8 protein-coding genes are annotated in these 14,498 nt (G+C 34.1%); 1 reads left to right on the forward strand and 7 read right to left on the reverse strand.

Annotation, left to right across the window (positions count from 1 at the left end; all coding sequences use genetic code 11):
* Positions 1-171: 171 nt before the first annotated feature.
* Positions 172-1,695, forward strand: coding sequence for an arylsulfatase (locus QZZ51_RS02655; RefSeq protein ID WP_291865496.1), 1,524 nt, complete (start codon positions 172-174; stop codon positions 1,693-1,695).
* A 271-nt stretch (positions 1,696-1,966) separates the two neighbouring features.
* Here QZZ51_RS02655 and QZZ51_RS02660 read toward each other — a convergent pair whose 3' ends face one another.
* The 7 genes from QZZ51_RS02660 to QZZ51_RS02690 form a co-directional block, all read right to left on the reverse strand.
* Complete coding sequence (locus QZZ51_RS02660) at positions 1,967-4,309, reverse strand: GH92 family glycosyl hydrolase (RefSeq protein WP_291865499.1); 2,343 nt, start codon at positions 4,307-4,309, stop codon at positions 1,967-1,969.
* Positions 4,310-4,312: 3 nt separating this feature from the next.
* Positions 4,313-6,634, reverse strand: a complete 2,322-nt coding sequence (locus QZZ51_RS02665) for a family 20 glycosylhydrolase (protein WP_291865502.1) — start codon at positions 6,632-6,634, stop codon at positions 4,313-4,315.
* Positions 6,635-7,056: 422 nt separating this feature from the next.
* Positions 7,057-9,315 carry a GH92 family glycosyl hydrolase gene (locus QZZ51_RS02670; RefSeq protein WP_291865505.1) on the reverse strand — a complete coding sequence of 753 codons (2,259 nt, stop codon included), beginning with the start codon at positions 9,313-9,315 and terminating at the stop codon, positions 7,057-7,059.
* Between the two features lie 7 nt (positions 9,316-9,322).
* On the reverse strand, positions 9,323-10,435 hold the full coding sequence (locus tag QZZ51_RS02675) for a hypothetical protein (protein WP_291865508.1): 1,113 nt from the start codon (positions 10,433-10,435) through the stop codon (positions 9,323-9,325).
* A gap of 1 nt (position 10,436) precedes the next feature.
* On the reverse strand, positions 10,437-11,486 hold the full coding sequence (locus QZZ51_RS02680) for a carbohydrate-binding family 9-like protein (RefSeq protein ID WP_291865511.1): 1,050 nt from the start codon (positions 11,484-11,486) through the stop codon (positions 10,437-10,439).
* 10 nt (positions 11,487-11,496) lie between these two features.
* Positions 11,497-12,462 (reverse strand): glycoside hydrolase family 130 protein, encoded by a 966-nt coding sequence (locus QZZ51_RS02685; protein ID WP_291865513.1) that lies wholly within the window; start codon positions 12,460-12,462, stop codon positions 11,497-11,499.
* Between the two features lie 33 nt (positions 12,463-12,495).
* Positions 12,496-14,373, reverse strand: a complete 1,878-nt coding sequence (locus QZZ51_RS02690; RefSeq protein ID WP_291865516.1) for a sodium:solute symporter family protein — start codon at positions 14,371-14,373, stop codon at positions 12,496-12,498.
* Positions 14,374-14,498 lie beyond the last annotated feature (125 nt).

Here is a 14,498-nt window from a genome sequence, read left to right on the forward strand (position 1 = left end):
GAAAAGAAATATTTAGAGTTTAAAAGCGATGAAATCAATTGCTGTATATCAAAAAAAAGCATTCAAAATTACCATAGTAAGGTATTCGTAATTGCCTAAAAGATTTACGTGTGTAGAAAATTTTGCTTAGTTTTTTAGCGATGAAATAATTACAAAATAAAAAGACAACCTATGAAAATATTTTTGGTATTTACTAGCATACTACTTATTGTTAGCTGTAAATCGGCTATAAAAGAAGAGAAAAAACCTAATATTATTTATATTCTCGCTGACGATTTAGGATATGGTGAACTTGGAATATACGGGCAAAAAAAAATTAAAACACCTAATATTGATGCTCTAGCTGCTAACGGCATGTTATTTAAACAACACTATGCTGGTGCGCCTGTATGTGCTCCATCTAGGTACATGTTATTAACAGGTAAACATGCTGGGCATGCACGCATAAGATCTAATGATGAATGGGTAGAAAGAGGCGACGTTTGGAATTATGAAAAAACAGTAAATGACCCAAATTTAGAAGGGCAACGCCCAATATTAAACACCACTACAACTCTGGGGGAAGTTCTGCAAAACGCGGGATACAAAACAGGAATTGTTGGTAAATGGGGCTTAGGAGCTCCACTTACCCAAGGCATACCCAACAAAAGTGGTTTCGATTTTTTTTACGGCTATAACTGCCAAAGACAAGCGCATCAATTATACCCTAAGCATTTATGGAAAAACGAAAAAAAAGAATGGTTGAATAACGAACTAATTGCTCCAAATACTAAATTAGACAAAGATGCTAACCGTATGTTATTAGCAAGTTATAAGAAATACGACCAAAAAGATTATGCTCCAGCAAAAATGCAAGAAGAAGTGCTACATTTTATTGAAAACAATAAAGAAATTCCTTTTTTTATGTATTATGCTTCTCCTTTACCCCATTTACCACTTCAAGTACCACAAAAATATGTAGATGACTATGTGAAAATTTTTGGTGATGAAAAACCGTATTTAGGGGATAAAGGCTATTTCCCTAATCGTTACCCTAAAGCTACATATGCTGGTATGATTACTTATTTAGATGACCAAGTTGGAGAGATTGTAACTAAACTAAAAGAGCTAGGCTTATATGAAAACACACTTATTATATTCACGAGTGATAATGGCCCGTCTTATACAGGAGGTGTAGATGCGGAATATTTTAATAGTGCACGCCCTTTTTCAAACGATTATGGCAGAACAAAAGGTTTTACTTATGAAGGTGGTATTAGAGTTCCTATGATTGCTAGTTGGCCAGGTAAAATTAAGAAAGGAAGTAGTACAAATCATATATCCGCATTTTGGGATGTAATGCCTACATTAGGGGAATTAGCAAAAACTGAAATCCCAGAAGATATTGATGGTTTGAGTTTTTTACCAACGTTACTAGGAGAACCAAAACAAAAACAGCATGATTTTTTGTACTGGGAGTTCCCAAGTTATCAAGGGCAGCAAGCTGTTAGAATGGGTAATTGGAAAGGCGTTCGTAAAAATATTCTTAAAGGAAATCTTACAATTGAATTATATGATTTAAGCGTAGACCCCACTGAAAAAAATGATGTATCTAATTTACATCCAAATATTATTTCTCAAATCGAAACTGTTATGAAAAATGAACATACTCCTGCAGAAATTGAAAAATTCAAAATGAAACAATTAGGAGATTAATCTTAATACAAAAAATTAGCATAATGAAACAGCTCCTACTTGCACACCTAGCAGGTACTCCTTATTCTCTGGCATTTACCCTTTTCGTAAAACAAAAGCTCTGATTTTACCTGAAAATGCCCCATTATTGTTCGATTTAGCCCCCCTAGCAGGAATAAAATATTCGTTTTTTGTTGTTAAAAATAGGCAAGTACGCCCTATCACAAAAACAGCGCGACACTATTTAATTCTACTAAACACAAACTATTTTTTCCTTATAATACCAACTTAACTACTCCATCTTTGTACTTAAAGAATATGGAATAGCGTCTTCTCCTTTTCCCCATTCTTTATTGGGTATTGATGACATCTCAAAGTCTAATTCCCCTCCTTTTTGTATAGCATCAAATTTAATAAAGGTCTTTCCATAAGGCTTTCCGTTTAATGACGCAGCATCTATATAATAATTATCTTTTGAGTTATTATTTGAATTAATTACAAAAGTATTTCCGTTTTGTAATTTTAAGGTTGCTTTCTTAAACAAAGGGCTTCCAATAACATATTGATCCACTCCTGGTGTAACTGGATAAAATCCTAAAGCACTAAACACATACCAAGCGGATGTTTGCCCATTATCTTCATCGCCACAATACCCATCTGGAGTAGGAGCATATAGTTTCGTAAGCACCGTTCTAATTTTTTCTTGTGCTTTATAAGATGCGTTAGCATAATTATATAAATAAATCATGTGCTGAATGGGTTGATTTCCATGCGCGTAATTCCCCATATTGGCAATTTGCATTTCCCTAATCTCATGAATGGTTTGCCCGTAATACGAGGCATCAAAATCTGGTGGCATAGTAAAAACGGCATCTAATTTAGAAACAAAATTCTCTTTACCTCCCATTAAATTTATAAGGCCTTGAACATCATGAAACACAGACCATGTATAATGAACACTATTCCCTTCGGTAAAAGCATCTCCCCATTTTAATGGATTAAAAGGGCTCTGAAAACTTCCATCTTCATTTTTTCCTCGCATCCATTTTGTAGAAGGGTCAAACAAATTTTTATAATTTAAAGATCGCTTATAAAAAGTAGTGGCTAATTCTTTTTTACCAAGTTTTTCTGCCATTTGTGCAATAGTAAAATCGGCATACGCATACTCTAAAGTTCTTGCCGCATTTTCATTAATACCAACATTATAAGGCACATAACCTAGTTTATTATAATAATCTATCCCTTCACGACCAACCGATCTTATTGTATTTCCGTTAGATAATGGTCTATCGTCTGTAGTAGTTGCATTTTGTATCATTGCCTGCAACAATACCTCTGTATCACCCACATTTATTCCTTTTAAAAAGGCATCTGCTATTATTGGTGAAGAGTTAGATCCGATCATACAATCTCTATGCCCCGGACTTGCCCATTCTGGTAGCCAGCCCGATTCTTTATACGTATTAGCCAAGCCTTCTATTATCTGCCCATTTAATTCTGGATACATCATATTAAAAAATGGAAATACGGCTCTAAAGGTATCCCAAAATCCATTATCCGTAAACATATACCCTGGAAGTACTTTTCCATTGTAAGGGCTGTAGTGTACTATTTTATTTTCCTTATTATATTCATGCATTTTTCTAGGGAACAATAAAACTCTATACAAACAAGAATAGAAAGTTCTAAGGTTATCTATGTTACCATCTTCAATTACAATTCTCCCTAATTCTGTTTCCCATGCTTCTTTTGCTTTTACTTTAGTTTGCTCAAAAGTATCTTTACCTATTTCTCTATCGAGGTTTAATTGTGCTTGCTCTGGACTTATGAATGAGGATGCTACTTTAACATGTACTGCTTCTCCTTTTTTTGTTTTAAATCCAATTATAGCGCCAACATGTTCTCCTTTGCTATTTATAGAATTCTCCATCAATTCCCAACCGTCATTCCAAGTATGGTTTGCTTCAAAATCTTTATCAAACTCAGCCACAAAATAGTTATGAAAATTCTCTGGTACACCACCGCTATTATTTCTACAATAGCCGATAATTTTTCGTTCTTCAGGAATAATTTTAACCATGGATCCTTTAAAAAAAGCATCCAACATAATATAGGATTTCTCCGATTCTGGAAACGTAAACTTAAATTGGGAAGCCCTTTCTGTTGGAGTTACTTCGGCAACAATATCATAATCGGCTAAATACACACTATAATGATAGGGTTTTACTGTTTCTGCTTTATGAGAAAACCAAGATGCACGTTCCTCTTCTTCAAATTTTAAATCTCCCGTAACAGCCATTAAGGAAAATGCTGCATAATCATTAATCCACGGACTTGGTTGGTGGGTTTGTTTTATCCCTCTTATTTTGGTGGCATCATATTTATACGTCCATCCATCTCCCATTTTTGACGTCATAGGTGTCCAAAAATTCATTGCCCAAGGCGTTGCGATGGCAGGGTAGGTATTCCCGTTAGATAATTCAAACGAAGAATCTGTTCCCATAAGTGGATTTACATAATCTACAACACTATCTTCTTTTGCTGTAACTGCACTTACTACTTTTACTTGTTTAGCACATGAAAATAAAATTAAAAGCACCAGTGAAAGCGATATTTTAAAGATTTTTTGTATCATAACTTATTCAACTAAAATTTCATCTATAAATAACCAAGCCCCTCCATTTTCTGGAACTTCTTTTAAACTTGTTGCCACAACTTTTACAAATCTTGCTTTAGACTCTTTAAAGCTTAGGGTAAAATCTTTTAATTCTGAAGAGAAATTTTGAATAAAACTTCTTTTTATTTCCCCTACACTTTCATAAGAAACACCGTCTTTAGAAATAAAAACTTCTACTGCTATAGGGAAATAAATTCCTGAACCTTGATTTTCCAAAGATCCTACAACAACCTCATGTATTGTTTCTTCTCTCTCTAAATCAATACTTATTTCCATATCGGTATCTAACCATCCTTGCCATTGACCATCATGAAAATTTTTAGTCCCTCTTAAAGCATTTACCATTCCGAATTCTTCTGCTCCTTTGTAACTTTCATGATAAATTTCTTTATAAGTTACTTTTTTACCAATTGCTTTATGAAATTTGACTGTTTCATCAAACTCTTTCCCCTCTGGTTTTCCATTTTTAAATAAACCTGCTCTTATACGTGTTGTTTTAGACATTTTTAATGCTCCTTCGTATTTTTTTGAAGTAGCGCTTAATGCACTTCCATCAAGTGTATATCTAATATCTCCAAACGGAAATTCATTCTTTAACAATACCTCTACCGTTTTTTCTTTCATATTTATTTGAGTATCTGAAGTAACCAAATAAGCACTCTTTGCATAATTAATACCCAAATATTGGTATCTCTTGAACATTGTAGTTATACGACCCGAAAAGTCCGTCCAATCTCTCCATTCTTTTGGACTCCAAACTGCTTCTGCTAATGCTGCGATTCTTGGAAAAATCATATATTCTGACTGTGCTTCTGTAGGAACAAATTCTGACCAAAGATTTGCCTGACCTCCTAAAACGTGTTTTGCTTGTTCTGGCGTCATAGAATCTACAATAGGGTCAAAAGTATATACCTTACTTAAGGGTGTAAAACCTCCCCAAGCAAGTGGTTCGTCATTTTGAGGCCCTTGGTAATGATCAAAATAACAATGAGTCCCTGGAGTCATTACAACATCATGACCCTCCTTTGCTGCCTGTACGCCACCTTTTACACCTCTCCAACTCATTACTGTAGCATCTGGAGCCAATCCACCTTCTAAAATTTCATCCCAACCAACTAATTTTTTACCATTGGCATTGATAAATTTCTCTATTCTTTTTACAAAATAACTTTGTAATTCTTCTACATTATCTAAACCTTCATTTCTCATTCTCTTTTGGCAGTGTGAACATACTTTCCAATTGGTCTTCGTAGCTTCATCTCCTCCTATATGGATATACTTTGAAGGAAAAATTTCCATTACTTCTGTCAATACATCTTCCAAAAATTCAAATGTACTATCCTTTCCTGCGCAGTAAATATCTGTAATTGGCCACAATCCTCCAGATGGTACACCTACTGGTTTATCCAAACAAGATAAATGTGGATAAGATGCAATTGCACTTGTCACGTGGGCTGGCATTTCTATTTCTGGAACAATCTCTATATTTTTAGATTGTGCATATTTCACTAATTCTTTCAATTCTTTTTGAGACAAAAATCCTCCGTAGGTTCCTTTTTCATTTGGATCAACAGTTACTCTTGCATTCCAAGCTAAATCTTCTTGATCTACTCTATATGCTCCTACTTCTGTTAATTTTGGATACTTCTTAATTTCAATTCTCCATCCTTGATCATCCACTAAATGCAAATGCAAAACATTCATTTTATGCATTGCCAAACCGTCTATTATTTTTTTTATATACTCCTTATTAAAATAATGACGAGATAGATCCAACATTAACCCTCTCCACTGAAAACGTGGTTGGTCTTTAATTGTTAAATTAGGAATTACCCATTCTATATTAGCTACACTTTCTTTACTTTCTATTGCAACTGGTAACAATTGACGTACGGACTCTAACCCATATATAAACCCTGCATTCCCGTTTGATTTTATTGTTATTTTACTTGATGTCACCATTAATTCATAAACTTCATTTTCAAGATTTTTATCGAGAACAAATTCAATGAAATTACCCCTAGGCTCTGTATCTACTATCTCAAGGCTCCAACCAGTAGCTTTTTTAAATTTATTTACCAGCGCCATTGCAATTTCCTTTTGCGTTGTATTGGCTGCTAAAAATTGGGTATTTTCATTAAACAAAAATGTGCCTGTTTCTAATTTTAATGATGCTGGTTTTGGGATGATTTGTATATCATTTTCAGTAAAAACTTTGCTTTTTGAACAGGACGCTAAAACAACGACTAGCACTAAAACTATACTTTTGTAAAAAAATCTCATTTGTTATTCTATTATATATTAGTACTCCTTTATTTAGATGTTGGTATTATCTTAAATTTATAAAACTATTTCTTTAGTTTTTTTAAATCCCTTTGGTGTCTCAGAAGCATTCTCTATCCATTTACACACTCCATTATATACTTCTTTTAAACCTGTAGGGCTCTAGAAATGGATTCTCAGGGGTTCCCATTAGAAAGGTTAAAGTTCAAATCCGTATCCTTTAACAAGTTTATATACTATACCCACTCTTATTACATTAAATTTCTTTAAAGCAACTAGATCTTTCTTTGCTTTTTAGAAAGAGCTATTTTAATTTGATATATTTTACTCGATAATCGAGATTTAAATGCTCCGAGGCTTACCTCTAAATTTTAAAGCTGTTTTCCTACGAATGCCTCGTGGGATTATCCCGAGGTAGTTTACTAATATATTTTATTTACCTCTGCCGCTTGCAATGGATTCTCATTTGCTTGCTCTATATCACTTGTCATTGTAAATATTAAAACTCCTCCATTCATAATTTCTTTATGCGTTATAAATGCTCTTTGTAACACTTCTCCATTTAAAGAAACTTGTTTAACTACGTTATTTTCATTTCCAAAATTTTCGGTCTTAATACTAAAGAACTTATCTCCGTTAACTTTTATTTTTGCTTCTTTAAACAACGGTATTCCCAAATCATAAACTCCTTGAGCAGGATTTACAGGATAAAACCCTAGTGAATTAAAAATATACCAAGACGACATCTGTCCGCAATCTTCATTTCCACAATGTCCATTCGGTTCATTCTTATATTGCTCTTCTAAAATTTGTCGTATTAATTTCTGAGTTTTAGCTGGTTTATTTATATGATTATACAAATATGCAACATGATGGCTAGGTTCGTTGCCATGTGCATATTGCCCAATCATACCCGTACTAAAAAGAGGTAATTTATCTTCTGGTTCAGGAAAATAACTAAACATAGAATCTAATTTCTGCTCAAAACGGTCTTTACCTCCTGTTTTAGAAATAAGACCATTTATATCTTGTGGTACAAACCAATAATATTGCCAAGCATTACTCTCGCAATAATAAGGCGAATACTCTTTGGGAACAAAAGGGGTTACAAAAGCTCCCGATGTGTGTTTTGGTTGCAACCATGAGTTTTTTGTGTTGTATAAATTTTTCCAACTTTCTGAGCGTTTCAAAAAATAGTGATAATCCTTTTCTTTACCCAAATCCTTTGCGAACATAGCAATGCACCAATCGTCATACGCATATTCCATAGTTTTAGAAACAGACCAATTTTCATGTTCTTCATCTACTGGTACATATCCTAATTCTTGATAGACACCAATCTTACGACCCCTAACCATTGCACTTGCTTTACAGGCTTCATAAGCGAGGTTCACATTAAATTTAAAACCTTTAAAATAAGCATCCACAATTACAGGAACTGCATGGTAGCCCATCATCATATTAGTTTCACTTCCTTGCATAGACCAAACAGGAAGTATATCTGTTTCTTTATAGTGTGCCAGTAAAGATTTTACAATATCTGGAATTTTCTCTTGGTGCAAAATAGTATACAATGGATGCGCTGCTCTGAAAGTATCCCAAAGTGAAAATGTATCATAACGAACAAAATCGATTGCCGTAGCAATAGTATCTTTTCCTTTTTTATACTTCCCGTTTGCATCATTTGCAGCCTTATAATCTCCATTAATATCTCCATACAATGTTGGCGCTAACATGGATTGATACATCATTGTATAAAAAATAGTTTTCTTATTTTGGTTATCCGAGGTGATTTCTACTTTTTGTAATTCTCTTTCCCATGCATTTTCAGCAGTAGTTTTAATCGTATCAAAACTACTATCTGCCTCGATTACAATTGCCTTCCCTGCAGCCTTGGAACTCACGGATGACAATCCGGTTTTAACGGTTATGGCTTCTTCCTGTTTGATATTATATTGTAATACAATTTTTGATTTATCGACCTCATTAATTTCATAAGATTCGAAAGGTTTTGAGAATTGCATTTCAAAATATACCTTTTGGTTTCTTGCCCAACCAGTTGACATTCTATAACCTTGTAAAGTAGAATCATTAACAACATCAATAAACCAACCGGTTGGTTTATCCCAATTTATTGCGTACCCTAAATCCACATGAATGCTCGATTTTTTGTCCTTAGGAAACGTGTATCTATGCACACCAACATGCTTTGTTGCAGTCATTTCTGCCGTAATATCATAGTCTAACAAATTAACAGAATAGTACCCTGGAAAAGCCGTTTCTTGTTTGTGGTCGAATTTTGAAAAAGGCTTAAAATTATTCTCTTTTATCCTTTTTGATGATTTACTATTGGTGGGCATTACCAAAATATCACACAAATCCCCAGCTCCTGTTCCTGTTAAATGTAAATGTGAAAATCCCGTAATTATACTATCTTGATAATAGTAACCTGCAATTCTATCCCACCCAGGAATCCCAATATCAGGGCTCAATTGCACCATACCAAATGGTACCGTTGCTCCAGGGTACGTATTACCTGGCCCATCCGTTCCAATAAATGGGTTTACATATTGTGTTAATCTTTGGTTGGTTTTATGTTCCTTAACCTCCAGCTCATTACAGCCAACAAAAAGCAACAAGAAAATTAAAAAACCACTATATTTTTTAATCCAAACCTTCATATAAAATTTAGTTTTTAGAAGCTTTTATTACAGCCAATTGCTCGGGAGTAATTGCTCCTCCATCAAAAAAAGAAATACCAGCAGCACCATTGTCTTTCGCCATTTTAATAGCCAAACCTAACTCCTCTGGGGTCATAGGAGGAACATACACTCCTGTGTGCAAAGCAGTATTCTTTCCTTTTAAATCTGCTACACCTTGTTTTGTAGCATACCCAATCCAATCTATTTCTTCATTATAAAAATTATTATAAATCATAGGTAAAACGGCATCTACATTCCATTTATCCCAACGTTGGCGCACCATATGATCTGCCATTTCAGGATAAGGAAATACAGCTGCAGTTAATAGTTTTCCATTATCATGGGCGATTGTATAAGCCTCATTAACAATAGATTTTACCTTATTTAATCTAAAATTTTTCCACTCCATATCTATCGCTGGATCTTTAGAGTCTCTAGGATTCTTATGGTGTAGTTTTTCGAATTCTGCTACACAAGTGTCACAATAACAAAAATCGAACCTTGGCAATTCCGTATTTTGAACTAAATCATATTTAGGAAGTAAACCTATGGGTAAGAAAATATCTGAATATCGTATATAATCAAGGTGTACGCTTGCCACCCCTTCGACTTTCGCAAGCCCTTCTACTAAACTTAAAATATGACTTCTAGAATCTTCCCGAGTAGGGCACAGCCACTTGTAATACGTTACATAAGGAGGTTCATCATAACACGATTTTCCATCGCGACTAACCTGATACCATTCTGGATGTTGCTCTGCGATTTTATCTCCTGGACGATTAACCGTAAACATCCAAGCATGTACTTCTAAATTTTCTTCTTTAGCAAAAGGAACAATTTTAGTTAAAACCTGAGCATCTGCATAAGTATTTATTAAAACGGCATCAATCCCATTAGCTTTATATTTTTTAAAATCTGCTCTATATGCCGAATCAGTCATTTCTTCGCTAGCAGTTATCCAGGTCCAGTATTTAAAATCTGCCTTCTTTTCTGCCTGATGTGTAATATCTTCTTTTTCCTTAGTTGTAGTTTTACAAGAAACACCAACAAATAAAAGGACGATGCTTATACCTATTTTAAAAAGTCTATTATTTATCATTCTACTGGGCTTTAAATTTTCCTTCGTTAGTAACACTTAATAATTTATTTGTAAAAGGGCTTTTTACGGAGATTGTCCATCCAAATTCATACGTATGGATATCCGGTATTATATATTCCCCTAGAATTAACTTTCCTATTTTTAAATCTGCTTTGCCATCCTTACTATAATTTCTGAACAACTGATATAAATACCATTTAATATGTTCATCCTTAGGAATTGTAAAAGATGTATTTACCCCTACTTCTTCTTCTGAAAAATAAACATAACCCCAATGTTCTGGTTCGTGCATATTAATGACTCCTTGTGGTGACCAAACCCAATTATTTTCGTGCAAAAAATTTCCCTTTTTATCTTTCTTTCTAGCGTACTTACCTTTATTAAGGCTAAAATCCCAGTTTACCCTAGAAAAATTAATCCGCCAAAATTCATTTTTAGGAATTTTAGTTTTTCCTCCTGGCTCCGTTACAAATGACCAAGGAATGGCTATTTCAACAGACCAACCTTTATCTATATCTGTTGGATTATTAAGTGTTCCTTGCACATGCACAGCAGATTGTAATCCTTTAAAATCCCAACCGCCTAATATCCTACCATTATTTCTATAAGGTTTAGACAAAAACAAATCCCAAATAGTATTTAAGGCATTCATTTCGTATTCGTAATAATTATGAGTATCTCCTTCTGGATCTATAAAAATCTCAAAATCATTGTTATAAAAAATGATGGTATCCCTTTGTTTTAAAGAAGCCCAAACATGGGGTTCTTCTAATTGTGCAAAAAAGTAGAGATTAACATCATCCCAAAGCATTTTTACCTGTGTTTTGTACTTAGGTACTTTAACTCCTTCAATGTCTATAAAGGTATTTGTCCATTTGGCTTTTTGCCAAGAAGATTCATCTGCCTTACCGTCTATGTTTATTTTACCTATAACCTTATTTGCTACATAAGACCTTGGTTCGTTTTGCGCTATTAAAAAAGCGCCGCCAACATAGAGTAAGAATAATAAAAAAGCAATTAATTTTTTTTTAGTTAAAGATGGACTAAACATAGATATCATTTTAAATACTATTTTCTTTAGTAAAGGCAATAACCTCTGATAATTTTCCGAAAGCTAATCCTACTACCGTATCTGCGGCACCATAATATACTGCCAACTTATCTTCTTCTACAGAATGAAGAGCTGCACATGGAAAAACAACATTAGGAACATCACCTACACACTCATATATCTCCTGAGGAGCTAACAAATATGGTTTGGTTCTATATGTAACCTTACTAGGGTTGTTTTTATCTAAGATGGCGGCACCCATAGAGTATCGAAACCCGTTACAGGTATGTATTACACCATGATAAAGCATTAACCAACCTTCTTCTATTGGTATAGGAATAGGCCCTGCTCCAATTTTAGTGCATTGCCAAGCGCTTTCTGGAAAAGGAGTAACCTTCATAACACAGCGGTGCTCTCCCCAATATTTCATATCAGGGCTAAAACTTACATATATGTCTCCAAAAGGAGTATGCCCATTATCACTTGGTCTACTTAACATAGCATATTTTCCATCGATTTTCTCTGGAAATAAAACACCATTCCTGTTAAAAGGCAAAAATGCATTTTCACACTGAAAAAATTCTTTAAAATCGAAGGTATATCCAATTCCGATAGTAGGTCCATGATACCCATTACACCAGGTAATCCAATATCTATCTTCTATAAAAGTAACTCGCGGGTCATATTTATAGTCAGATTCAATCATACTTGTATTTCCCTCTCCAAAATTAATGGGCTGGTGATTAATATCCCAATGAATACCATCTTTACTAAATCCTGCAAAGATGTTCATTTGCACTGCTTTATTATCGCACCTAAACACACCTGCATAACCATCTTTAAAAGGCACAACGGCACTATTAAAGATACTGTTTGATGTTGGTATAGCATCTCTTTTAATTATAGGGTTACTAGCATAGCGCCACATTACATCTGTACACCCATCTGGTTTTTCTTGCCAAGGAATTGTATTCACTTTTTTGTATTTTAAAATTATAATTTACGCATTTTAATTGGGTATTTTCCTAACTCTATCTAACCATGTAAATTTTAATATCAAGGAAGTAATTAAGAAAACAGCTAAAGATATACATGTTTTAGGGTAATCGCGTATCACAAAGTATATTGGCATTACAATCATACTAGATTGCCATATAATTCCGATAAGAGAGTTCATCATATCCAACCCAAAATCTGTATTCTTTTTAAAATTATCATCTTCTAATTTCAGAGCTTTATAAATAGGATTCCACCAACCCCAAGGGCGAACGTCTTTATAAAAATTCTTAAGTACCGACATATCTGTAGGCTTGGTTAAAAGTGTCCCCAAAAAGGAACCCAAAAGAGAAACTCCAAAAATGATTGGGAATAAATAAATAGCATGAATATGAGTTAGATCATACCAAAGTGTTCCTTCAATAAAATTAGCTTTATTTTGACCTAAACCAAACTGCAACGTTGCAATTACCAAACCAGAAAACATACCCCAAAAATAACCCCAACCATTAAAACGCCACCATATCCATTTTAAAAAATTAGCCGCAACATAACCCCCATATAAGGAACTTGTTATCCATAAAGTTAAAGAGTTTATAGAATCGGCAAAGAACCCCATGACTACACCTAAACCAACTACAGCAAAAGAAGCCAAATAACTTACTTTTATATAGTGATTTTGACTTGCCTCTGGCTTAAAATATTTTTTATAAATATCATTTACAATATAAGCAGGCCCCGCATTTACGAAAGCCGAAAAAGTGGACATAAAAGCGGCAAGCAAGCCTGCTAAGAGAAGACCTTTTATACCTACAGGAATATGATTATTAATTACTTTAGGTAAAATAACCTCCAGATCTGCACCAGTTAAATTAGGGTTTGCAGCCATTTCTGGCCCAAGAAACACCAAGGCGATTACCACAATACCAGATATTAGCAAATATCTTGGTATAAACAATATTAAGTTGGTAAAACCACCCATATAAGCAGCTTCTTTAACAGACTTGGTAGATAAAATACGTTGCAAGTCATAACTAGGCGTTGGACCAGCAACACTAGCAAAAAATCCTTTAAAAAGAGACATTCCTATTAGGGCTCCAAACATTTTGTACCCTTCAGAATCTATTAAATTATTAAAGGCCTGAAACTTAAGACTCCAATGAGGTTCCAACTCTGCTCCAAAAAAAACATTTCTCCACTCTGTAGATATAATCGCATCTATTTCTACATCCGAAATCGCTACAAATGCGTACCCAGCAACTAAAATACCTGCAATTACCATTATAACATATTGCAATACTTCCGTTGCAACCACAGAAAACATACCTCCTTTAATGGTGTAAATTGTGGTAAGAAATATAATTATTAAAGCATAAGATTGCTCCGAACTTAATAACATTACATCACCAATTTCCAGCGCAATATCCCATGGCAAAATTACTGTCATGAATTTCCCTACACCTTCAAAAAAATAAGCAATAAACCCTATTGCTGCAACTACAGCAAAAACTGCTACTATACTATGCGATGCCCTACCTGCTTTACCGTCACCAAAACGCGTTAATATCCACTCAGACCCCGTCATAATATTAGACCGCCTAATCCAAACAGCCAAGAACATCATTACAAAAATCTGATTCCATACTGGCCAAAGCCACATAAACATAAAACTTTTTGCGCCATAAAGAAAAAGCAACCCAACCATCCAAGCAGTTCCAGAAACATCAAACATTCCAGAACCATTACTTAAACCTAAGTAGTACCACTTTATATTATTACCTCCTAAAAAATAAGCCTTTAACCCTTTAGATGCTTTTTTAGAAACCCAAATACCAACTACTAAAGTTAAAAGTACATATAGTACTATTATCGATACATCGATTATATTCATTCCTTATGTACTTTAAATTTGTTATTACTCTTTTTCATTACTTTAGCATCAGATGAAATTCAAAACAAAGCATCTATACCTATTGTAATTATAAATGTGACTATTTTTACAATCAAAGAGAATAT

Source organism: Maribacter sp. (genome assembly GCF_016744255.1).
Classification (GTDB): domain Bacteria; phylum Bacteroidota; class Bacteroidia; order Flavobacteriales; family Flavobacteriaceae; genus Maribacter_B.

What these genes read in the sequence shown, in the direction of transcription:
- QZZ51_RS02655 (WP_291865496.1), top strand. Translation starts at nt 172, where the DNA reads ATGAAAATATTTTTGGTATTTACTAGCATACTACTTATTGTTAGCTGT.
- QZZ51_RS02660 (WP_291865499.1), bottom strand. Translation starts at nt 4,309, where the DNA reads ATGATACAAAAAATCTTTAAAATATCGCTTTCACTGGTGCTTTTAATT.
- QZZ51_RS02665 (WP_291865502.1), bottom strand. Translation starts at nt 6,634, where the DNA reads ATGAGATTTTTTTACAAAAGTATAGTTTTAGTGCTAGTCGTTGTTTTA.
- QZZ51_RS02670 (WP_291865505.1), bottom strand. Translation starts at nt 9,315, where the DNA reads ATGAAGGTTTGGATTAAAAAATATAGTGGTTTTTTAATTTTCTTGTTG.
- QZZ51_RS02675 (WP_291865508.1), bottom strand. Translation starts at nt 10,435, where the DNA reads ATGATAAATAATAGACTTTTTAAAATAGGTATAAGCATCGTCCTTTTA.
- QZZ51_RS02680 (WP_291865511.1), bottom strand. Translation starts at nt 11,486, where the DNA reads ATGTTTAGTCCATCTTTAACTAAAAAAAAATTAATTGCTTTTTTATTA.
- QZZ51_RS02690 (WP_291865516.1), bottom strand. Translation starts at nt 14,373, where the DNA reads ATGAATATAATCGATGTATCGATAATAGTACTATATGTACTTTTAACT.